The sequence below is a fragment of the Streptomyces sp. NPDC036764 genome, from assembly GCF_055609385.1.
Genome location: NZ_JBVJPT010000003.1, coordinates 496,956 through 518,908, shown reverse-complemented (window position 1 = coordinate 518,908; position 21,953 = coordinate 496,956). Strand labels below are relative to the sequence as shown.

The window sequence follows — 21,953 nt, the reverse complement described above, 5'->3', positions numbered from 1 at the left end:
GTCGGCTGTTCACATCGACGGCGGGCGCGGCCCCGGCTCGGCCGAGCGGCGGCGCGCCCACCGGGCCGCGATGCGTTCCCCTGCGTTCCCTGTGATCGCCGAGGCACGCATACTCGGGGGATGACCGCGTACGAACCGACGGGCGCGCAGGGCGCCGCCGCTGCCGGACAGGACGTCGCGTACGACGCCGTCGTCCTCGCCGGCGGTGCCGCGCGGCGGCTCGGCGGCGTGGACAAACCCGGCGTCAGCGTCGGCGGCCGCCCGCTGCTCGACCGGGTGCTCGCCGCCTGCGGCGACGCGCGGACCACCGTCGTCGTCGCCGATCCCCGGCCCACCGCACGGCCGGTGACCTGGGCGCGCGAGGACCCGCCGGGCGGCGGTCCGCTGGCCGCCCTCGGCGCCGGCCTGCGGCACACGGCGGCCGAGTCGGTCGTCGTCCTCTCGGCCGATCTGCCGTTCCTCGACGAGGGCACGGTCCGGCGGCTGCTGGCCGCCCTGCGCACCGGCGCCGAGGGCGCGCTGCTCACCGACGCCGACGGCCGCGACCAGCCCCTCGTCGCCGCGTACCGTGCGTCCGCGCTGGGCCGCGAACTGGACGCGCTCGCCCGGGAGCACGACGGCCTCACCGGCCTGCCCCTGCGCCGGCTGACCGGCGCGCTCGACCTCACCCGCGTCCCCGACCCCGTCGCGTCCTTCGACTGCGACACCTGGGACGACATCGCCACCGCCAGGGCACGCATCAGGGAGCATGGGCACGTGTTGGATGAATGGATTTCCGCAGTCAAGGACGAACTCGGCATCGACCTCGACGTCGACACCAAGGCGCTGCTGGACCTCGCCCGCGACGCCGCCCACGGCGTGGCACGGCCCGCGGCCCCCCTGACCACCTTCCTCGTCGGGTACGCGGCGGCACAGGCCAAGGGCGGCCAAGGGGGCCCCGAGGCGGTCGCCGAGGCCGCTCGCAAGGCCGCCGCGCTCGCCCTGCGCTGGGCCGAGGAGGCCGCCGCGGCCAAGTCCGATGCCGCCCCCGATGCCGCCCCCGACACCCGCCCGGACGCCGGATGACCGCCCGCGGCATCCGCACGGGCGGGGACGCCGAGGACCTCGACGTCGAGGAGGTGCTCGCCCTCGTGAACGAAGACAACGGCCACCGCGCTCCCGGCGACCATGTGCCCGCACCCACGCCGCAGACCCGGGGCGCGCGCAAGCCGGACCGGGGCGGCCCCGACCGCCGTCACGGCGACAACCCCGACCGCCACCACAGGGCCACACCCTGGCCCGAGGCCCGCGAGATCGCCGCCCGCAGCGCCACCCGGGCAGCCCGCCGCGCTCCCGTCTCCGTCTCCCTCGACGCCGCACTCGGCCTCACCCTGGCCGCCCCGCTCACCGCCCTGACCGACCTGCCCTCCTTCGACACCTCGGCCATGGACGGCTGGGCGGTCGCGGGCCCCGGCCCCTGGGCCGTACGGGAAGAGGGCGTCCTGGCCGGGCACGCCGAGCCCGAAACGCTCACCGACGGCGAGGCCGTCCGGATCGCGACCGGCGCCCGTATCCCCCTCGACACCACCGCCGTCCTGCGCAGCGAGCACGGCCGCACCGACACCAAGGGCCACCTGCACGCCACCCGGGAGATCCAGCACGGCCAGGACATCCGCCCACGCGGCCAGGAGTGCCGTAACGGCGACCAACTCCTCGCCGTGGGCACCCTGGTGACGCCGGCCGTGCTCGGACTGGCCGCCGCCGCCGGATACGACACCCTCACCGCCGTACCCCGCCCACGCGTCGAAGTCCTCATCCTCGGCGACGAGTTGCTCACCGAGGGGCTCCCGCACGACGGGCTCATCCGTGATGCCCTCGGCCCGATGCTGCCGCCCTGGCTGCGCGCACTCGGCGCCGAGGTCACCGCCGTGCGCCGGCTCGGCGACGACGCCAAGGCCCTGCACAAGGCCCTCACCAAGTCCGCCGCCGACCTCATCGTCACCACCGGCGGCACCGCGTCCGGCCCCGTCGACCATGTCCACCCCACGCTGGAGCGCATCGGCGCCGAACTCCTGGTGGACGGCGTCAAGGTGCGGCCCGGCCACCCCATGCTGCTGGCCCGCATCAAGGAGGACCAGCACCTCGTCGGCCTGCCCGGCAACCCCCTCGCCGCCGTCTCCGGCCTGCTCACACTCGCCGAGCCCCTGCTGCGCACCCTCGGAGCCCGTCCGGCCCCGGAGGCGTACACGCTGTCCCTGAAGGACGCGGTGCACGGGCATCCGTACGACACCCGGCTCGTCCCCGTCGTGCTGCGCGGTGACCATGCCGTGCCGCTGCACTACCAGGGCCCGGCCATGCTGCGGGGCATGGCGGCGGCCGATGCCCTCGCCGTCGTACCGCCGGGCGGCGCACGCGCGGGTCAGGAGGCCGAACTGCTCGATCTGCCCTGGGCGTCGGCCGGCATCGAGGTGTGTTTCACGTGAAACTTCCGGGCCAGGACGCCATCGCCCGCCGAGCGGACGAGAGGGTGGCCACTTACCGGGTCAGGCTCCCGAAGAAGATCGTGGAGCATCCGTTCCGCCAGGTCGCCAGGCGGGTACTGCTGGCCCTGTCGCTGCTCGCGGCGGCCGCCCTGATCGTCTACGCCGATCACGACGGCTACAACGACAACTCGGACGGTTCCGTCGACCTCCTCGACGCCTTCTACTACGCCACCGTCAGTCTCTCCACCACCGGATACGGCGACATCACCCCGGTCAGCGACGGCGCCCGGCTCACCAATATCTTCGTCATCACGCCCATGCGCGTGCTGTTCCTGATCATCCTGGTCGGTACCACCCTTGAGGTCCTCACCGAGCGGACCCGGGAGGAATGGCGTCTGACCCGCTGGAGGTCCACCTTGCGTGACCACACCGTCGTCGTCGGCTTCGGCACGAAGGGGCGGTCGGCGATCCAGACCGTCTGCGCCACGGGTCTGAGGCGGGACCAGGTCATCGTGGTCGACTCGAGTTCCAAGGTGATCGACGCGGCCGTCGCGGACGGGTACGCCGGGGTGACCGGGGACGCGACACGCAGCGACGTCCTCAAGCGGGCCGAGGTGCACAAGGCCCGGAAGATCATCATCGCGACCCAGCGGGACGACACGGCCGTACTGGTGACACTGACGGCCCGGCAGCTCAACCGTGGCGCGAAGATCGTGGCCGCGGTCCGCGAGGAGGAGAACGCGCCTCTGCTGAAGCAGTCCGGCGCCGACGCCGTCATCACCAGCGCCAGCGCGGCCGGGCGGCTGCTGGGCCTGTCCGTGCTCAGCCCCGCCGCCGGCATGGTGCTCGAAGACCTGATCCACCAGGGCAGCGGGCTCGACATCGTCGAACGGCCCGTCATAAAGGCCGAGGTGGGCAAGACCCCACGGCAGACCGACGATCTGGTGGTCAGCGTCATCCGCGGGCACCGGGTGCTCGGATACGACGATTCGGCCGTCGGGACACTGGAGTTGACGGACCGGCTCATCACCATCATGCGGGCGACGCCGGGCTCTCAGATCGCACCCGATGCCCGGCGTCTGCCCCAGGGCTGAGGCTCCCGCACTCGTCAGCGCTACTTGCGGTTGTACAGCCGCATCGTGATCGGCCCGAAGACGAGCACGAACAGGCCCGCCCAGCCCACCGACCAGGCGATCTCGTCGGCCGGCCAGTCACCCGCCATCAGCCCGCGCACGGCCGAGGCCAGATGGGTGATCGGGCTGTTGTTCACGAACGCCTGGAGCCAGCCCGGCATCGTCTTCGGGTCGACGAACACGTTGGACAGGAAGGTCAGCGGGAACAGCACCATCATGCTGACGCCCATCACCGACTTCTCGGAGCGCAGCAGCAGCCCGAACATCGTCCAGACCCACGAGAACGCGAACGAGAAGGCGACCAGCAGCGCGATCCCCGCGAGGACTCCGCCGATCCCGCCGTCCGGGCGGTAGCCCAGGATGACGCCGACGGTGAGCATCACGACGGACGCGATGGTGTAGCGCAGAGCGTCGCCCAGCAGATAGCCGACCATGGTCGACGGCCGCCAGATGGGCAGCGAACGGAACCGGTCGAAGACGCCCTTCTCGATGTCGGTGTTCACCGAGACGCCCGTGTACATCGTGATCATCACGACCGACATCACCAGGATGCCCGGCAGCAGGAACTGGATGTACTCCTTCGGGGAGCCGGCCAGGGCGCCCCCGAACAGGTACGTGTACATCAGCACCATCATGATCGGGAACGCGGTGACGTCGAAGAGCTGCTCCGGTACATGCTTGATCTTCAGGATCGCCCGCCAGCCGAAGGTCATGGAGGCCGAGAAGGCACTCGGCCGCGGCGGGCGGTCCTTGGCGACCAGCAGGGCGGCGAGCGACTCGGCGCTGACGGGGGCGAGGTCCTTGCTCTCGGTCTGCGTCACGGTGCTCATGCCGTCACCTCGTCCTTGTCGGCGTCCGTCTTGTGGGTGTCGTGTCCGGTGAGGGCGAGGAACACCTCGTCCAGGCTGGGCTGGCCGAGCGAGAAGTTGTCGACGGTGATGCCGGTGCGGGCCAGCTCGGCGAGCGCGCGGCCGGCCTGTTCCGCGGCGCCCTGGCCGTTGTCCGACCCGGAACCGACGCGGGCGGTGAGGGCCACGGGGTCGGGCTCCAGTTGCACGTCCGCGTCCAGGGCCAGCCGCAGCACCCGCTCGGCCTCCGGCCGCTGCTCCGGATCACGCAGCCGCAGATGGACGGAGCCGGCGCCCACGGACGCCTTCAACTCGCCCTTGGTCCCCTCCGCGATCACCTTGCCGCGGTCGATGACGGCGATCCGGGACGCCAGTTGGTCGGCCTCGTCGAGGTACTGCGTGGTCAGCAGCACGGTGGTGCCCTGGGCGACGACCGCGCGCACGATGTCCCACACCTGGTTGCGGCTGCGCGGGTCGAGGCCGGTCGTGGGCTCGTCGAGGAAGAGCAGGTCGGGGGTGTTCAGGATGGAGGCGGCGATGTCGATACGGCGCCGCATGCCGCCCGAGTAGTTCTTGACCTGCTTCCCGGCCGCGTCGGTCAGCCCGAAGGCTTCCAGCAGTTGCGCGGCGCGCTCACGCGCGGCGGGCTTGCCGTGTCCGAGGAGGCGGGCCAGCAGGACCAGGTTCTCGGTGCCGGTGAGGTCCTCGTCCACGGAGGCGTACTGCCCGGTGAGGCTCACCCGGCCGCGCACCGCGTCGGCCTCGCGGACGACGTCGTGTCCGAAGACGTGAGCCTCTCCGCCGTCGGGCCGCAGCAGGGTGGCGAGCATCTTCACCGTGGTGGTCTTGCCGGCGCCGTTCGGGCCGAGGACGCCGTAGACCGTGCCGGCCGGAACCGCGAGGTCCACGCCGTCGACGGCCCGCGTCTCGCCGAATGTCTTCACCAGGCCGGCGGTCTCGATCGCGAGACCGGACGTCGTCTGCGTGCTCATACTTTTCGGGGTCCTTCCGGGTGGTCCTTCCGCGTTCTTGGGCTACGCATGGAGAGACTTTTACGGTCGCGCAAACTCATCGGTGGCGCACAGGGATTTCGAAGGACCCGTCGAAGGACCGAGGGATACGGGGACAAGCTCCCAGGGACGGGGGCGGGGACGGGGCAGAGGGCGGGGACCGGGGCGTGGCCGTGGGGCCGAGGGGTAGCGTCCGTCCCATGCATGCGATCACGATTCCCGAACCTGGTGGGCCCGAGGCGTTGGTGTGGGACGAGGTCCCCGATCCGGTGGCCGGTGAGGGCGAGGTGCTGGTCGACGTGGTGGCCGGGGCCGTCAACCGCGCCGACATCCTGCAACGGCAGGGCTTCTACAACCCGCCGCCCGGCACTTCCGCCTACCCCGGCCTGGAGTGCTCCGGCCGGATCGCCGAGGTCGGCCCCGGCGTCTCCGGCTGGGCGGTCGGCGACGAGGTGTGCGCGCTGCTGGCGGGCGGCGGTTACGCCGAGAAGGTCGCCGTGCCGGCCGGTCAGTTGCTGCCCGTGCCCAAGGGCGTGAGCCTGACGCAGGCCGCCGCGCTGCCCGAGGTGGTCTGCACGGTGTGGTCCAACGTGTTCATGATCGCCCACCTCCGCCCCGGCGAGACGCTGCTCGTGCACGGCGGTTCCAGCGGCATCGGCACCATGGCCATCCAGCTCGCCAAGGCCGTCGGCGCCAAGGTCGCCGTCACGGCGGGCAGCAGCCAGAAGCTGGACCGGTGCGCCGAGCTGGGCGCGGACATCCTGGTCAACTACCGGGAACAGGACTTCGTCGAGGAGGTCAAGAAGGCCACCGACGGGGCCGGCGCCGACGTCATCCTCGACAACATGGGCGCCAAGTACCTCGACCGCAACGTCCAGACCCTCGCCGTCAACGGCCGGCTGGCCATCATCGGCATGCAGGGCGGCATCAAGGGTGAGCTCAACATCGGGGCGCTGCTGGGCAAGCGCGGCGCCATCAGCGCGACCTCGCTGCGGGCCCGCCCACTCGCCGAGAAGGCGGCGATCGTCGCGGCCGTACGCGAACACGTCTGGCCCCTGCTGGACGCCGGGCATGTGCGTCCGGTCGTCGACCGCGAGCTTGCGATGAGCGAGGCGGCCGAGGCCCACCGGGTGGTGGAGGAGAGCGGGCATGTGGGGAAGGTGCTCCTCGTCGCGCCGTAGGGCGGCCGCACCGCAGGGCGGAACGACCCCTGCGGCGACCCTCGGACCGTGCCCGGCGTCCGTGGACACCCGCTAGCCGCGCCGCAGCCGAAGACCCACGAAGGCGAGGCCCAGGCCCAGACCGATGAGTACGAGCCCGGCGCCGAGGGGCAGCACTTCGAGCACGGGCTCGGCGGGCCCGTCGGCGTGCGGGGCGGGGCGTCGCGCGGGGTGGGTCGCTGGGGCGGAGGGCACCGGGTCCTGGGCGGGGGCGTCGGCGGCGTCCGAGCTCTCGGGCTCGGTGCCGCCGTCGTCCTCCCCGTCATGCTCCGCCTCCGGCCGCCCCGAGCGGTCGCTCTCGTCGGCCCTCTTCCCGCGGTCCGGCTTGTCCCGCGCCGCCTCCTGGTCCTCCAGCGGCCCCTTCTCCCGGCCGGGCCGCTGCCGCCCCTCTCCCGCCCGGCTGCCGGCCCGGGAGGGCTTGTCGGAGGGGTCGGGTGTGGACGCGGCGGGCCCGTGAGCGGTGGGCGTGGACGATGCCCCGAGTCCCTTCCCCGGCTTCTCGGACCGTTCCCCGGAGCCCTCGGACCCCTCCGCCTCTTCGGCTTCGTCCGACGTCTCCTGCGCGGTCTCCTCGGTCGTACCACCGGGCGAGGCGGCGGTCGCCGAGGGCTTCTCGTCCTGCGGCGGAGGGACGGAGGACGGCTCGGCCGCGGTCTCGCCCGCAGGGCCCGGCGAAGCCCCGGAGACCGTGGGACGGGCCGCCGGCGCCGATGAGGACCCGGACGACCAGGACAGGGCCGCGGAGCCGGTGGACGAGCCGGACGGGGCCGCACCATGCGGCTCATCGAGCCCGTACGACACACCGGCCCCCCACAGCCCGACGGTCAGCCCCGTCACCAGCACGGTCAGCGTCCCCGCAGGCCACGACAGGGCGCGCGACCGACTCGACGCCGCTCGCGTACGCCCCCGCACCACCCCCAGCCAAGAAGTCATGGAACAACCCTCACAGCACCTGCCGAACCCGGCATTCCGAACTCCGCCACCCGACCCAATCCGGCGCACAATCCGGGTATGTCGATACGACACGGGCTGCTGGCGCTCCTGGAACCCGGCCCTCGCCACGGCTCCCGGTTGCGCACCGAGTTCCAGGCGCGAACGGGCGGGACCTGGCCGCTGAACATCGGGCAGGTCCATACGGCCCTCGGCCAACTGGAGCGGGACGGCATGGTCCTCCGGTACGGCGCGGACGAGGCGGGGCGGGCGCTGTACGCGCTGACGGAGGCGGGCCGGGCCGAGCTGCGGGCCTGGTTCGAGCGCCCCGTGGAGCGGGCCGGCCCGCCCCGCGACGAGCTGGCGATCAAGCTGGTCATGGCGGTGGCGGCGCCCGGCGTCGACGTACGGGAGGTCGTGCGGGCACAGCGCCGGCACGTGGCCCAGGCCCTGGACGCCTGTGTCCGGCAGCGGGCCGAAGCGCTGGCGCGGGCCCACGAGCACCCCGAGGAGATGGCCCGCCTCCTCGTGCTGGAGCAGCGTGTCTTCCACGCCGAGGCGGAGAGCCGCTGGCTCGACGTCTGTGAGGCCCGCCTCACGCGCCTCACCCGTGACGCCGAACCCTGACGAAAACGGTGGGGACGTAAATGGTGGATCACCCCACACCGGGGGCACCACGATGATGAGCTGTACGGGTGCGAGAGAATGGCGGCATGGAGATGCCGAGGAACGAAAGGTCGCCCGAGAACCCCCAGATCCTGGTCGTGGGCCAGGACGGGATGGCGCTCACCGGCGGCACCGGAGACGAGGACTCCCGCGAGATCCCGGTGACGGAGCAGGTCGAGCAGCCGGCGAAGGTCATGCGCATCGGCAGCATGATCAAGCAGCTACTCGAAGAGGTGCGCGCCGCTCCCCTCGACGAGGCGAGCCGGGTCCGGCTGAAGGAGATCCACGCCAGTTCGGTGAAGGAGCTGGAGGACGGCCTGGCACCGGAGCTCGTGGAGGAGCTGGAGCGGCTCTCCCTGCCCTTCACGGACGAGGGGACGCCGTCCGACGCGGAGCTGCGCATCGCGCAGGCCCAGTTGGTGGGCTGGCTGGAGGGCCTCTTCCACGGCATCCAGACCACGCTCTTCGCCCAGCAGATGGCCGCGCGCGCCCAGCTCGAGCAGATGCGCCGCGCCCTTCCGCCGGGCGTCGGCGGCCACGAGGACGGCGAACAACACCCGGGCGGCCGCTCGGGCGGGCCGTACCTGTAGGACGACTCAGCCCACGACAGCAGGAGCCCGGCACCGAAGTGCCGGGCTCCTTTCACGGGCGCCTCATGCCGATCCCGAACCGGTCAGTAGTAGATGTTGCCGTCCCACGAGGACACCTCGCAGCCCAGCGCCGTGTCGGACTGCACTCGGATGCGGACGTGGTGCCCGTCGGCGTCACGGTCGATCAGCTCGAGGCAGATGTTGTCGGCGTTGGTCTTGCTCGCGTGATTGGGGCACGTCCATGCCCCGCCTGCTAGGACGGGTTACCGGTGGAGACGGTGAACTCCATCTCCGGCGGGTTGTCCGGGTCGAAGTCCGTCCCTGACTTCGGGGTCTGGCTCATGACCGTTCCGTCACCCCACGTGTTCTCGTCCACCCGCGTCACCTTGTAGACCCAATCGGCGGCCTTCAAGCACGCGACCACCGAGTCCCAGTGCTTGTACGAGAAGTTCGGCATCTGCACTTTGTCGGGGTCGTAGTTCGACTCCCACGGCTCCGTGCACTTGGTCGTCTCGATCGTGCGGCTGGCGTCACCGGCCCGGTATCCCGGCGCATGGGACGTGCTGGTCTCATCCGCGCCCCCGCCCCCGTCGTCCTCCGAGCCGCCGCCGTTCAGTGCCAGCGCCGCGATCAGGCCGACCACCGCGACGATGGACACGACGATCGAGCCGATGATGACGGGGCGGTTGTTCTTGCCGCCGCCCGAAGTGGCCTGTGTCTGGGGCGAGACGGCGTACGGCGGCGGTGTCCCGTGGCCGGGCTGCGGGGCGTACGCCGCCGGCGGGGGCGTCTGGAAGCCGGGCTGTTGCTGCGGGTAGCCGTACGCCGGAGAGGGCGCGGACGGCGGCGGCGTGCCGTACGGGTTCGGGGCCGGCGTCGGCTGGTACGGCGACTGGACGGGGCCACCTGGCGGCGGCGTCTGGCCGACCGGCGGGAACACCGAGGCGCCGACGCCCTGGCCGCTCTGCGTGTGCGCGCCCGGCACGATGCTCGGCGGCGCCGCCTGGAAGGACGCGGCCACGCGCAGGCACTCGTCGCGCATGGCCTCGGCGCTCGGGAAGCGCTCGTTCGGGTTCTTCTTCAGCGCGCGGGCGACCAGCGCGTCCACGGCAGGCGGCAGCGCGCGGTTGATCGAGGACGGAGCCACCGGCTCCTCCTGCACATGCGCGTACGCGATCGCCAGCGGGGAGTCCGCGTCGAACGGCAGCCGCCCGGTGACGAGTTGGAACAGCATGATGCCGACCGAGTACAGGTCGGAGCGGGCGTCCACGGCACGGCCGAGCGCCTGCTCCGGCGAGAGGTACTGCGGGGTGCCGACCACCATGCCGGTCTGGGTCATCGACGTCACGCCGGACTGCATGGCTCGCGCGATGCCGAAGTCCATCACCTTGACCACGCCACGCTTGTTCAGCATCACGTTGCCCGGCTTGATGTCCCGGTGCACCAGCCCCATCTCGTGGCTGATCTCCAGAGCCGCCAGCACATCCGCTGTGATCTTCAGCGCCTTGTCGGCGGGCACCGCGCCGAACTGCCGTACGTCCTCGTCGAAGACCGAGCTGAGCGGGCGGCCCTCGATGTACTCCATGACGATGTACGGCGTCGTCATGCCGTCGACGGCGTCCTCGCCCGTGTCGAAGACCGAGACGATATTGGTGTGCGTGAGCTTGGCCACTGCCTGGGCCTCGCGCCGGAAGCGCTCGCGGAACGCCTGCTCGCGGCCGAGCTCGGTGTGCAGGGTCTTGACCGCTACCTGCCGGTCGAGCACGGAGTCGTACGCGAGATGCACCGCGGCCATGCCGCCCTGGCCGAGCAGGTCGCGCAGTTGGTACCGGCCGCCGGCCAGCGCCCGCCCCGCGCCCGTGCCCTGTGCGCCGTCCTGGCTCATGTTCTGCGTCCCCCGTGCCTCTCGGGCGCCTGCGACCCCGTGGACCGGATGGTCGCGAGTGATCCAATGTGCTATTCCCGGCCAAGTCTGCCCCACGGCACTGACAGGTCAAGCGCGGTGCCCGTTCCGTGACCGTACGCGAAGGGAGCGTCGCGGAAGCGTTACAGGGGCCGTACGGTCGGTGCACAGAATTTGCACGAGGGGACGGGATACCGGTTTGATGACCGGTCCGCCTCCGTCCGGTCGGGGCCACCGTCTCGGACCGACGGCTTGCGCCGAGGCTGTAGCGTGGCCGACGGAGACCGTAACAACACCGCGCGCACCGCGGGCAGAAACGACGGCGAGGACTGATGGCACAGCAGCAGCGCGCTCAGGGCCCGTCCGACCCCGAGGCGGCTGGCGGCGGTATGTCAGACGCGCCGGAAATGTGGGGTAACGGCGGACTTGTCGGGGACGGCCGTTATCGGCTGACCCGCAGACTCGGCCGGGGCGGCATGGCCGAGGTGTTCGCGGCCGAGGACGTGCGTCTCGGGCGCACCGTGGCGGTCAAGCTGCTGCGCTCCGACCTCGCCGAGGACCCGGTGTCCAAGGCCCGCTTCACGCGCGAGGCCCAGTCGGTGGCCGGCCTCAACCACCACGCGATCGTCGCCGTGTACGACTCCGGTGAGGATGTCGTGGGCGCGCACAGCGTGCCGTACATCGTCATGGAGATCGTCGAGGGCCGCACCATCCGCGACCTCCTCCTCAATGCCGAGGCACCCGGCCCCGAGCAGGCGCTGATCATCGTCTCCGGCGTCCTGGAGGCCCTCGCCTACTCGCACCAGCACGGCATCGTGCACCGCGACATCAAGCCCGCCAACGTCATCATCACCAACAACGGCGCCGTGAAGGTGATGGACTTCGGCATCGCGCGTGCCCTGCACGGCGCGCAGTCGACGATGACGCAGACCGGCATGGTCATGGGCACCCCGCAGTACCTCTCCCCGGAGCAGGCGCTCGGCAAGGCGGTCGACCACCGCTCCGACCTGTACGCGACCGGCTGCCTCCTCTACGAACTCCTCGCGCTGCGGCCCCCGTTCACCGGCGAGACCCCGCTGTCGGTGGTCTACCAGCACGTCCAGGACATCCCGACCCCGCCGTCCGAGGTCTCCGACGCCACGCCGCCGGAGCTCGACGGCCTGGTCATGCGCTCGCTCGCCAAGGAGCCGGACGACCGGTTCCAGACGGCCGAGGAGATGCGCGGCCTCGTCCAGTACGGCCTGCAGATGCTGTACGACCAGGGCGGTCACACCGGCACCTGGAACACCGGCCCGGTGGCCATGCACGACGGCCGGCACACCCCGGCGTCGGGCTTCGCGAACACGACCGTCATGGGGCACCCGGGCGACCCGGCCTCCGGCACGACGCAGATCCCGCAGCCGATCCTGCCCGGCGGCTACGGCGGCGGGGACGACGGCGGCTTCGAGGGGCACGGCAACCGGGGCAGCGGCCGCGGCAAGCTGTGGATCCTCGCCGTCCTCGCGGTGATCGCCATCGCGGCCGGTGTCGCACTGGCGCTGAACAACGGCGGTGGTGGCGGTGGCGGCGGGGGCACCAAGGAGACGCCGACCACGTCGCAGACCACCGAGGACAAGTCGACCGACGAGCCGACCGACGAGCCGACCGAGGAGCCGACCGAAGAGGTCACGGACGACGGCTCGGGCACCGGCACCGACCCGGACTACACGCCGACCGAGGAACCCACGCAGGAGCCGACCGAGGAGCCCACGCAGGAGCCGACGGAGGAGCCGACCACGGCCGAGCCGACGGAAGAGCCGACGGAGGAGCCCACCGAGGAGCCGACGGAGGAGCCCACCGAGGAGCCGACGCTGCCGACCGCCCCGCCGGCCACGGGCTGACCGGTCGGCCGACAGCAGATCGGCACCCGACCTCCACGCGCGCGTGCGGCCCGGAAACGGGCTCCACGCGCGCGTGCCGTTTCAGGGCACCCGGAGCCGCCCCGATCGCGCCCGGCTCAGTCCGTGAAGGCGTACCGGGACGCGCCCGGCTCAGTCCGTGAAGGCGTACCGGGACGCGCCCGGCTCAGTCCGTGAAGGCGTACCGGGACGCGCCCGGCTCAGCCCGTGAAGGCGTACCGGGACGCGCCCGGCTCAGCCCGTGAAGGCCTCCCGCACCGCCTCGTACTCCCGCGTCCACCACACCGCCAGCGCCGAAGCCGCCGGGAACTGGGCGTCCGCGCGGGTGTCGCCGCGCTCGTAGTGCCAGCGCAGCATCCAGAAGTCGTTCAGCCGCTCCCACCACACGCGGTGCACGGCCGCCGCGAGCTCGTCGGCGGTGGCGCCCGCCGTACGCCGGTACGCGCGCGTGTACGCGGCCGCCTTCGCGAGGTCGAGCGCTCCGGTGGGCCCTACGAAGAAGATCGCGGCGGCGCGGACGGCCTCCTCCGCGCGGGGCCGCACGCCGAGCCGGTCCCAGTCGACGATCGCGACGGGGGCCTCGCCCCGGTAGAGCAGGTTGAAGGGGTGGAAGTCGCCGTGCACCCAGCCGACCGAGGCGCCGTGCGGGGGACGCCGCCCGGCGTGTCGTTCCAGGAGTTCGCGGCGTTCCAGGAGCCGGTGGCGGGCGAGCGCGTCGAAGCAGCCGGCGGGGCGCTGCCGGCGGACGTGGGCGAGCAGGTCGTCGATGAGGGCGAAGGTGTCGGCGGGGTCGGCGCTCTCGGCCGGCGCCCGCCCCGCCGCCGGCATCACGCGCTCCAGGCTCGTGTGCACCACGCCCAACAGCGCCCCCAGCCGCTCGCACTGCCCGCGCGTGAGCTGACCGCCGTGGCGGTGTCGGCCGTCGATCCAGGGGTGCAGGGCGAACGCCTGGCCGCCGACGACGGCGACCGTACGTCCCTCGCGGTCGGCCAGCGGCGGGGCGACCGGGACGCCGAGGTCGGCCAGGTGCCGGGTGGCCCGGTGCTGGCGGGCGATGGCGGCCGGGGCGGCGGTCTCGGGATCGTGGTGGTGCTTGAGGAAGTAGCGGCCGCGGGTCGTGCGCAGCCGGTAGCCGCGGTTCAGCAGGCCATGGTCGACGGGATCGCAGGCGAGGGCGGAACCGGCGGAGTACTGGCGGAGAAGGGCGCCCAGAGGGGGCGCGTGAGGCACAAGCGGTGGTACACAGGAGCGCGGCACGCGCCGATGCTAGGGCAACGGCGGATCCCGTGAGCTGGGCGTTGTCACAGCCAGTCGTTGCCAGTCGCCGTCAGTCACTTCCGGTCGCGGGAGCGATCAGCGGTGCTCTCGTCATTCTTGATCGTTTTTTACCGAGCACGAATACTCTGACATTTCCTTCTTCGCCCACGAGGGCCATGTCACACCAATCCGGTGATCTGCCCCTCGGCGACTCTTCCCGTGACCTGGCTCACCGATATAACGTGCCGTTGTTCCGGCCCCCTGCAAGGCTGTGACCAGGAGTTGTTCCCGACTTTGGCGATTTACTTGGATATCCAAGCAAAATCCCAGGTCAGGAGGGGTTTCACAGAAATGTGGAGCACTGGGTAACGTGCCTTTTGCAGGGCGCTCGCCGGGGCACCTGTCACGCCTGTTCCCAACGAGCCGCACCCACCCTGTGCGCCCGTAGGGCTTCAGGTGAGCCGCACTGGCACCCGGCGAACCCGGGATGCCGGACCGACGGAGGAGCACACGTGACCGTGGAGAGCACTGCCGCGCGAAAGCCGCGACGCAGCGCCGGTACCAAGAGCACGGCCGGCAAGACCACAACCCCAAGGAAAACGACGAGTACGGACCCCGAACTCGTTCAGTTGCTGACGCCTGAGGGCAAGCGCGTCAAGAACGCCGAGTACGACAAGTACGTCGCCGGCATCACCCCCGAAGAGCTCCGCGGCCTCTACCGCGACATGGTGCTCACCCGACGCTTCGACGCCGAGGCCACCTCCCTGCAGCGCCAGGGCGAGCTGGGCCTGTGGGCGTCGCTGCTCGGCCAGGAGGCCGCCCAGATCGGCTCCGGCCGGGCCACCCGCGAGGACGACTACGTCTTCCCGACCTACCGCGAGCACGGCGTCGCCTGGTGCCGCGGGGTCGACCCGACCAACCTGCTCGGCATGTTCCGCGGCGTGAACAACGGCGGCTGGGACCCGAACAGCAACAACTTCCAGCTCTACACGATCGTCATCGGCTCCCAGACGCTGCACGCCACCGGCTACGCGATGGGCATCGCCAAGGACGGCGCCGACAGCGCGGTCATCGCCTACTTCGGCGACGGCGCCTCCAGCCAGGGTGACGTGGCGGAGTCCTTCACCTTCTCCGCGGTCTACAACGCGCCCGTGGTGTTCTTCTGCCAGAACAACCAGTGGGCGATCTCCGAGCCGACCGAGAAGCAGACCCGGGTGCCGCTCTACCAGCGCGCACAGGGCTTCGGCTTCCCTGGCGTCCGCGTCGACGGCAACGACGTCCTGGCGTGCCTGGCCGTGACGAAGTGGGCGCTGGAGCGCGCCCGCGCCGGCGAGGGGCCCACGCTGGTCGAGGCGTACACCTACCGCATGGGCGCCCACACCACCTCCGACGACCCGACGAAGTACCGGGCCGACGAGGAGCGCGAGGCGTGGGAGGCGAAGGACCCGATCCTGCGCGTTCGCCGGTACCTCGAGGCTTCAAACCACGCGGACGAGGGATTCTTCGCGGAACTGGAGACCGAGAGCGAGGCGTTGGGCAAACGAGTGCGCGAAGCGGTCCGCGCCATGCCGGACCCGGACCACTTCGCCATCTTCGAGAACGTGTACGCGGACGGGCATGCGCTCGTCGACGAGGAGCGCGCCCAGTTCGCCGCCTACCAGGCGTCGTTCGCGGACGTAGAGGGGGTCTGATCATGGCAGCCGAAAAGATGGCTCTGGCCAAGGCGATCAACGAATCGCTGCGCCGCGCCCTGGACTCCGACCCCAAGGTCCTCATCATGGGCGAGGACGTCGGCAAGCTCGGCGGCGTCTTCCGCGTGACGGACGGCCTCCAGAAGGACTTCGGCGAGAGCCGCGTCATCGACACCCCGCTCGCCGAGTCCGGCATCGTCGGCACGGCGATCGGTCTCGCCCTGCGCGGCTACCGCCCCGTGGTGGAGATCCAGTTCGACGGCTTCGTCTTCCCGGCCTACGACCAGATCGTCACGCAGCTCGCGAAGATGCACGCGCGATCGCTGGGCAAGGTCAAGCTGCCGGTCGTCGTCCGTATCCCCTACGGCGGCGGCATCGGCGCGGTCGAGCACCACAGCGAGTCCCCCGAGGCCCTCTTCGCGCACGTGGCGGGCCTGAAGATCGTCAGCCCCTCCAACGCGTCGGACGCGTACTGGATGATGCAGCAGGCCATCCAGAGCGACGACCCGGTGATCTTCTTCGAGCCCAAGCGGCGCTACTGGGACAAGGCCGAGGTCAACACCGAGGCGATCCCCGGCCCGCTGCACAAGGCGCGGGTCGTGCGCGAGGGCACCGACCTCACGCTGGCCGCGTACGGCCCGATGGTGAAGCTCTGCCAGGAGGTCGCCGACGCGGCCGCCGAGGAGGGCCGCAACCTGGAGGTCCTGGACCTGCGCTCGGTCTCCCCTCTGGACTTCGACTCGATCCAGACGTCGGTCGAGAAGACCCGCCGCCTGGTCGTGGTCCACGAGGCGCCGGTGTTCTTCGGCTCGGGCGCGGAGATCGCCGCCCGGATCACGGAGCGCTGCTTCTACCATCTGGAGGCCCCGGTGCTGCGGGTGGGCGGATACCACGCCCCGTATCCGCCGGCGCGTCTGGAGGAGGAGTACCTGCCGGGCCTGGACCGGGTGCTCGACGCCGTCGACCGTGCCCTGGCGTACTGAGGAGAGGGTCGTGACGACGATGACTGAAGCGTCCGTGCGCGAGTTCAAGATGCCCGACGTGGGCGAGGGACTCACCGAGGCGGAGATCCTCAAGTGGTACGTCCAGCCGGGCGACACGGTCACCGACGGCCAGGTGGTGTGCGAGGTCGAGACGGCCAAGGCGGCCGTCGAACTGCCCATCCCGTACGACGGGGTGGTCCGTGAGCTGCACTTCCCCGAGGGCACGACGGTGGACGTCGGTATGGCGATCATCGCCGTGGACGTGGCGGGTGGCGCGCCGGCCGCCGTCGAGGCGCCGGCCGCGCAGCCTCAGGCAACGGTCGAGGAGCCCAAGCCGGAGGGCTCGGGCCGCCAGCCGGTGCTGGTCGGCTACGGCGTGGCCCAGACCTCGACCAAGCGCCGCCCGCGCAAGGGAGCGGACGTTCCGCGCCAGGAGCCGGCGGCGCAGGCCCTGCAGTCCGAGCTGAACGGCCACGGGCCCGCTGCCGCCGCGGCGGTGGCCCCGCCCCGGCCGCTGGCCAAGCCCCCGGTGCGCAAGCTGGCGAAGGACCTGGGCGTCGACCTGGCCACGGTGACGCCCACCGGCCCCGACGGCATCATCACCCGCGAGGACGTCCACGCCGCGGTGGCCGCTCCGGCCCCGGCCGCCGAGCCGGTGCCGCAGGCCGCCCCCGTGGCCCCTGCCGCCGTCCCGGCGCCGCTGGTCACCTACGACACGGCGCGCGAGACCCGGATCCCGGTGAAGGGCGTCCGCAAGGCGACGGCGGCGGCGATGGTCGGCTCGGCGTTCACGGCCCCGCACGTCACGGAGTTCGTGACGGTGGACGTGACGCGCACGATGAAGCTGGTCGAGGAGCTCAAGGAGGACAAGGAGTTCGCGGGCCTGCGGGTGAACCCGCTGCTGCTGATCTCCAAGGCCCTGCTGGTCGCGATCAAGCGCAACCCGGACGTCAACGCGTCCTGGGACGAGGCCAACCAGGAGATCGTGCAGAAGCACTACGTCAACCTGGGCATCGCGGCGGCGACCCCCCGCGGCCTGATCGTCCCGAACATCAAGGACGCCCACGGCCTGACCCTGCCGCAGTTGGCTCAGGCGCTCGGCGACTTGGTGGCGACGGCGCGCGAGGGCAAGACCACCCCCGCCGCCATGCAGGGCGGCACGGTCACGATCACCAACGTCGGCGTCTTCGGCGTCGACACCGGCACGCCGATCCTCAACCCCGGCGAGTCCGCGATCCTCGCGGTCGGTGCGATCAAGCTCCAGCCGTGGGTCCACAAGGGCAAGGTCAAGCCCCGCCAGGTCACCACCCTGGCGCTCAGCTTCGACCACCGCCTGGTCGACGGCGAGCTGGGGTCCAAGGTGCTGGCGGACACGGCGGCGATCCTGGAGCAGCCGAAGCGGTTGATCACCTGGGCGTGAGCCACGGGCGACAGCGAGAGGGGCGGCCACTGTCGAGTGGCCGCCCCTTTGCCTGTGCCGCGGGTGTTAGCTGATGCGGGCGTAGCCGTAGCTGATCAGCTTCTTCACGTCCGACGTGCGGCTCGCCTCATCGGGGGCGGTGAGGACGGTGCCCATCACCGACTCGCCGTTGAGCGTGGCGGCGAAGACCAGGCAGTACTTGGCCTCGGTGCCGGAGCCCGTCTTGATGCCGAGCGTGCCGTTCCAGCCGAGCAGGGTGTTGGTGTTGTTCCAGGTCGCCATCGTCCGGATGGCCCCGGTCTTGGTGATCGTCTTGGCCGTGTAGGCCTTCGTCTTCACGACGGCCTTGAACGTGGTGTTCTTCATCGCGCTGCGCGCCAGCTTCGTCAGGTCGCGCGGCGTCGAGTAGTTGGAGCCGTTGCTTATGCCGTCGAACGAGTCGAAGTGCGTGTTTGTCATGCCCAGGCTCTTGGCCATGGTGTTCATCTTGCCGATGAAGTTCGCCGTGCGGGCCTTGACCGTCGTGCCGGAGCCGAACTTGTCGGCGAGGGTCATCGCGGCGTCACAGCCCGACTTGAGCATCATCCCGTACAGCAACTGACGGACGGTGACCTTGTCACCGACGATCAGATTGGCCGACGAGGCGCCCTTGGAGACGATGTAGTCGCTGACTTCCTTCCTGATCGTGACCTTGGTGTCCAGGTTCAGGTTCGCCTGCGAGAGCACGACCTTGGCGGTCATGACCTTCGTGGTGGAGGCGGTGAGCCTCTTCGTGTCCGCGGCCTTGGCGAAGAGGGTCGTGCCGGTCGCGCCGTTCATCAGGTACCCGCCCTTGGCGGTGATGGTGGGCGCCGTCACGGCTTGCGCGGGAGCCGCGGTGAGGGCTCCGGTGGCGAGCACGGCACCGGTCGTCACGGCGGCGGCCGCGGCTCTGCGGATACGGAGGCCCTTGGTGGCGGTTATCAACTGAAATACCCCGATTGCGTCGAATGCCCCGAATGCGCGGCCAAGTTGGAGGGGAGAGAAAGTGGGGCCGCACGTGTGTGACACGTAACTAGCACAGAAGGTTGTGCAACTGCTGGAGCCGATGTCGCTTCTTTGCCGGAGGATTTCGAAGAGGTCCGGATGCTGGACGAACGCCGCCATGCGTACGTGTTGTATCTATGCTGTGGGCATGCCTTCCGCCCCGCCCGCACCCCTCAAGCAGCCACCCGCCGCCGACCGCGTCTACACCCACGTCAAACAGGGCGTCCTGGACCGCCGTTACGAAGGCGGCACGCTGCTCACCGAGGGCGAGCTGGCCGAGGCCGTCGGCGTCTCGCGCACCCCGGTGCGGGAGGCGCTGCTGCGCCTGGAGGCCGAGGGGCTGATCAAGCTGTACCCGAAGAAGGGTGCCCTGGTCCTGCCGGTCTCCGCGCAGGAGATCAAGGACGTCGTGGAGACGCGGACCCTCGTCGAGGAGTTCGCGGCGCGCAAGGCCGTCCCCGCGCCGCCCGGACTCATCGAGCGCCTGGAGGAACTGCTCGCCCGCCAGAAGGAACAGGCGGCCGCGGGCGAACTCACCGCGGCAGCCGTCACCGACCGCTGCTTCCACGCGGAGATCGTCCGCAGCGCCGGCAACGAGATCCTGTCCCGGCTCTACGACCAGCTACGCGACCGTCAACTGCGCATGGGCGTAGCGATCATGTACTCCCACCCCGACCGCATCGCCAAGACCCTCGTCGAGCACGAGGAGATCCTTCAGGCGCTGCGCTCCGGGGACACCGAGGCCGCCGTCGCGCTGGTCCACCGGCACATCGACTGGTTCTCGCACCTCGCGCGGGGTGAGGAACGATGAGGTCCGCCGCACTGCCGGGCGACCCTCCGGGCGGCCGCCGTGCCGTCGCCGTCTGGGGCATAGGCGTCGCGGTCTACTTCGTCGCCGTCATCTTCCGTACGTCGCTGGGGGTCGCCGGCCTCGACGCCGCGGACCGCTTCGACGTGGGCGCCTCGGCCCTGTCGACGTTCTCGATCCTCCAACTGCTCGTGTACGCGGGCATGCAGATACCCGTCGGCCTGCTCGTCGACCGGCTAGGCACCAAGAAGGTGCTGGCCATCGGCACGGTGCTGTTCACCGCGGGCCAACTCGGCTTCGCCTTCTCGTCGTCGTACGGCATGGCCCTCGCCTCGCGCGCGCTGCTGGGCTGCGGCGACGCGATGACGTTCATCAGCGTGCTGCGGCTCGGCGCGCGCTGGTTCCCGGCCCGGCGCGGCCCGCTGATCGCCCAGCTCGCGGGACTCGCGGGCATGGCCGGCAACCTGGTCTCCACGCTGGTGCTGGCGCGGCTGCTGCACGGGGTGGGCTGGACGGCGGCGTTCGCGTGCAGCGCGGGCGCGGGTGCCGTGGTGCTCGTGCTGACCCTGCTGTTCCTGAAGGACCACCCCGAGGGCCACGAGCCGGAGCCGCTGCTGCACCGGGGTTCGGCGTACGTACGACGTCAGATCGCCGCGTCCTGGCGGGAGCCGGGTACCCGCCTCGGGCTGTGGGTGCACTTCACGACGCAGTTCCCGGCGATGGTGTTCCTGCTGCTGTGGGGGATGCCGTTCCTGGTCCAGGCGCAGGGGCTGTCCCGGGCCACGGCCGGTGAACTGCTCACCCTCGTCGTCCTGTCCAACATGGTCGTGGGCCTGGTCTACGGCCAGATCGTGGCCCGGCACCACGAGGCACGCCTCCCGCTGGCGCTCGGCACCGTCGCGGCGACGGCGGCGATGTGGGCGACGACGCTTCTCTGGCCCGGCGAGACGGTGCCGATGTGGCTGCTGATCGTGCTGTGCACGGTGCTCGGGGCGTGCGGACCGGCCTCGATGCTCGGCTTCGACTTCGCGCGTCCGGCGAATCCCCCGGAGCGTCAGGGCACGGCGTCCGGCATCACCAACATGGGTGGTTTCGTGGCCTCGATGACGACGCTGTTCGCGATCGGTGTGCTGCTGGACGCGACCGGCGACGACTACACCGTCGCCTTCTCGTTCGTCTTCGTCCTCCAGGCCCTGGGGATCAGCCAGATCCTGCGGCTGCGCAAGCGGGCGGCACGCAGGGAGCGGGAACGGCTCGTCGCCAGCAGGGTGGAGACGGTGCACGTTCCCGCGTGAGCCGACGGTGTCAGAGGGCCGGGACGAGAGTGAGATACGCGAGCCCGAGCACCCCGCGGTAGCTCATCCACTGGGCACGATGGCGGTCGAGCCGCTCACGGGTCTCGTCCGCCAGCGGGTGCCCGGGGTTCTGCGCCAGCCACACCTCGACGTCCGCCTGGTACGCCGACTCGAACTCCTCCCACTCGTCGAGGTTCGCCGTCTCCGTCCACTCCGGACGGAACCCGGCGGCGACCACGTGGTCGAGGAGGGTGGCGAGGTCGTACTGGTCCGTGGCGTCGGCGCCCGGCCACATGCCCTTGAGTTCGGCGGCGGTCGGGGGACGTTGCCAGAAGCCCTCCCCGAGCAGGACACGGCCGTCGTCGCTGACGAGACGGCGTAGTTCGCGCAGGGCTTCGGCGGTGTGCCCGGGCGGCTCGGCCGCGCTCAGGGCCTGGCTCGCTCCGACGCACAGGACCAGGTCGGCGGGGCCGCGCGAGCTTCCCGTCCCGGACTCCTCGATGAACTCGACCCGTTCCGCCAGCCCTCTGGCCTCGGCGTTGCGGCGGCCGCGGGCGAGGTCCTCGGCGTTGAGGTCCACCCCGACGCCGGTGGCCTGCGGCGCGGACGCGAGGACGCGGAGCATCAACTCGCCCCAGCCGCAGCCGATGTCGAGGACGGTGCGGGGATCCGTGCGGGTGAGTCGCTCGACGAGGCTCTGTGCCCGGGTCTCGGACAGCGGGCCGTGGAACGTCAGTCGGGTCAGGCGCGGGGGGAGCACGGACGTGGGTGTGGTGTGTATCTGGGTGTCGGTCACGACGGGACGTTAGCCGC

General features: G+C 71.3%; 19 protein-coding genes. 12 read left to right on the top strand and 7 right to left on the bottom strand.

Annotation, left to right across the window (positions count from 1 at the left end):
* Positions 1-120: 120 nt before the first annotated feature.
* The 3 genes from ACZ69Q_RS17330 to ACZ69Q_RS17320 are packed head-to-tail and all read left to right on the top strand — an operon-like array spanning position 121 to position 3,556.
* Complete coding sequence (locus ACZ69Q_RS17330) at positions 121-1,065, top strand: NTP transferase domain-containing protein (RefSeq protein WP_471042250.1); 945 nt, start codon at positions 121-123, stop codon at positions 1,063-1,065.
* Positions 1,062-2,462 (top strand): molybdopterin molybdotransferase MoeA, encoded by a 1,401-nt coding sequence (locus ACZ69Q_RS17325; protein WP_471042248.1) that lies wholly within the window; start codon positions 1,062-1,064, stop codon positions 2,460-2,462. Before ACZ69Q_RS17330 ends, ACZ69Q_RS17325 begins: the two co-directional genes overlap by 4 nt.
* Entirely contained in the window at positions 2,459-3,556 is a 1,098-nt protein-coding gene (locus ACZ69Q_RS17320) for a potassium channel family protein (protein ID WP_471042247.1), read from the top strand. The genes ACZ69Q_RS17325 and ACZ69Q_RS17320 overlap by 4 nt, the downstream gene beginning before the upstream one ends.
* Positions 3,557-3,576: 20 nt before the next feature.
* Here the strand turns inward: ACZ69Q_RS17320 and ACZ69Q_RS17315 are convergent, their stop codons facing one another.
* On the bottom strand, positions 3,577-4,425 hold the full coding sequence (locus ACZ69Q_RS17315) for an ABC transporter permease (protein WP_471042246.1): 849 nt from the start codon (positions 4,423-4,425) through the stop codon (positions 3,577-3,579).
* Positions 4,422-5,435, bottom strand: a complete 1,014-nt coding sequence (locus ACZ69Q_RS17310; protein WP_471042245.1) for an ATP-binding cassette domain-containing protein — start codon at positions 5,433-5,435, stop codon at positions 4,422-4,424. Before ACZ69Q_RS17310 ends, ACZ69Q_RS17315 begins: the two co-directional genes overlap by 4 nt.
* A 218-nt stretch (positions 5,436-5,653) precedes the next feature.
* Here ACZ69Q_RS17310 and ACZ69Q_RS17305 point away from each other — a divergent pair, with 218 nt between their 5' ends.
* A complete protein-coding gene (locus ACZ69Q_RS17305) occupies positions 5,654-6,634 on the top strand; it encodes an NAD(P)H-quinone oxidoreductase (RefSeq protein WP_471042244.1) in 981 nt (326 codons plus the stop codon).
* A 72-nt stretch (positions 6,635-6,706) separates the two neighbouring features.
* On the opposite strand, the gene ACZ69Q_RS17300 is transcribed toward ACZ69Q_RS17305, so the two are convergent.
* Positions 6,707-7,606, bottom strand: a complete 900-nt coding sequence (locus tag ACZ69Q_RS17300; protein ID WP_471042243.1) for a hypothetical protein — start codon at positions 7,604-7,606, stop codon at positions 6,707-6,709.
* Positions 7,607-7,684: 78 nt separating this feature from the next.
* Here ACZ69Q_RS17300 and ACZ69Q_RS17295 point away from each other — a divergent pair, with 78 nt between their 5' ends.
* Positions 7,685-8,230 (top strand): PadR family transcriptional regulator, encoded by a 546-nt coding sequence (locus tag ACZ69Q_RS17295; RefSeq protein WP_471042242.1) that lies wholly within the window; start codon positions 7,685-7,687, stop codon positions 8,228-8,230.
* Positions 8,231-8,316: 86 nt separating this feature from the next.
* Entirely contained in the window at positions 8,317-8,859 is a 543-nt protein-coding gene (locus ACZ69Q_RS17290) for a bacterial proteasome activator family protein (protein ID WP_471042240.1), read from the top strand.
* Between the two features lie 253 nt (positions 8,860-9,112).
* Here the strand turns inward: ACZ69Q_RS17290 and ACZ69Q_RS17285 are convergent, their stop codons facing one another.
* Positions 9,113-10,744, bottom strand: coding sequence for a Stk1 family PASTA domain-containing Ser/Thr kinase (locus tag ACZ69Q_RS17285; RefSeq protein WP_471042238.1), 1,632 nt, complete (start codon positions 10,742-10,744; stop codon positions 9,113-9,115).
* Between the two features lie 350 nt (positions 10,745-11,094).
* On the opposite strand from ACZ69Q_RS17285, the gene ACZ69Q_RS17280 reads away from it, so the two are divergent.
* Complete coding sequence (locus tag ACZ69Q_RS17280) at positions 11,095-12,642, top strand: protein kinase domain-containing protein (protein ID WP_471042237.1); 1,548 nt, start codon at positions 11,095-11,097, stop codon at positions 12,640-12,642.
* 252 nt (positions 12,643-12,894) lie between these two features.
* Here the strand turns inward: ACZ69Q_RS17280 and ACZ69Q_RS17275 are convergent, their stop codons facing one another.
* Entirely contained in the window at positions 12,895-13,890 is a 996-nt protein-coding gene (locus ACZ69Q_RS17275; RefSeq protein WP_471042235.1) for a phosphotransferase, read from the bottom strand.
* A gap of 539 nt (positions 13,891-14,429) precedes the next feature.
* On the opposite strand from ACZ69Q_RS17275, the gene pdhA reads away from it, so the two are divergent.
* From pdhA to ACZ69Q_RS17260, 3 genes are read left to right on the top strand one after another with little or no spacing between them, the layout of a single operon-like run.
* The gene (gene pdhA, locus ACZ69Q_RS17270) at positions 14,430-15,608 is read left to right on the top strand and encodes a pyruvate dehydrogenase (acetyl-transferring) E1 component subunit alpha (RefSeq protein WP_471042234.1); all 1,179 of its coding nucleotides are present in this window, start codon (positions 14,430-14,432) and stop codon (positions 15,606-15,608) included.
* A 2-nt stretch (positions 15,609-15,610) separates the two neighbouring features.
* Entirely contained in the window at positions 15,611-16,591 is a 981-nt protein-coding gene (locus ACZ69Q_RS17265; protein WP_471042233.1) for an alpha-ketoacid dehydrogenase subunit beta, read from the top strand.
* A 10-nt stretch (positions 16,592-16,601) separates the two neighbouring features.
* Positions 16,602-18,011, top strand: coding sequence for a dihydrolipoamide acetyltransferase family protein (locus ACZ69Q_RS17260; RefSeq protein ID WP_471042232.1), 1,410 nt, complete (start codon positions 16,602-16,604; stop codon positions 18,009-18,011).
* Positions 18,012-18,077: 66 nt separating this feature from the next.
* Here the strand turns inward: ACZ69Q_RS17260 and ACZ69Q_RS17255 are convergent, their stop codons facing one another.
* Positions 18,078-18,977, bottom strand: a complete 900-nt coding sequence (locus tag ACZ69Q_RS17255) for a D-alanyl-D-alanine carboxypeptidase family protein (protein WP_471042230.1) — start codon at positions 18,975-18,977, stop codon at positions 18,078-18,080.
* 208 nt (positions 18,978-19,185) lie between these two features.
* Between ACZ69Q_RS17255 and ACZ69Q_RS17250 the strand changes: the two genes are divergently transcribed.
* Positions 19,186-19,848 carry a GntR family transcriptional regulator gene (locus ACZ69Q_RS17250; protein WP_471042228.1) on the top strand — a complete coding sequence of 221 codons (663 nt, stop codon included), beginning with the start codon at positions 19,186-19,188 and terminating at the stop codon, positions 19,846-19,848.
* The gene (locus ACZ69Q_RS17245) at positions 19,845-21,140 is read left to right on the top strand and encodes an MFS transporter (protein ID WP_471042227.1); all 1,296 of its coding nucleotides are present in this window, start codon (positions 19,845-19,847) and stop codon (positions 21,138-21,140) included. The genes ACZ69Q_RS17250 and ACZ69Q_RS17245 overlap by 4 nt, the downstream gene beginning before the upstream one ends.
* Positions 21,141-21,150: 10 nt before the next feature.
* Here the strand turns inward: ACZ69Q_RS17245 and ACZ69Q_RS17240 are convergent, their stop codons facing one another.
* Complete coding sequence (locus ACZ69Q_RS17240) at positions 21,151-21,936, bottom strand: SAM-dependent methyltransferase (protein ID WP_471042226.1); 786 nt, start codon at positions 21,934-21,936, stop codon at positions 21,151-21,153.
* Positions 21,937-21,953: the final 17 nt, after the last annotated feature.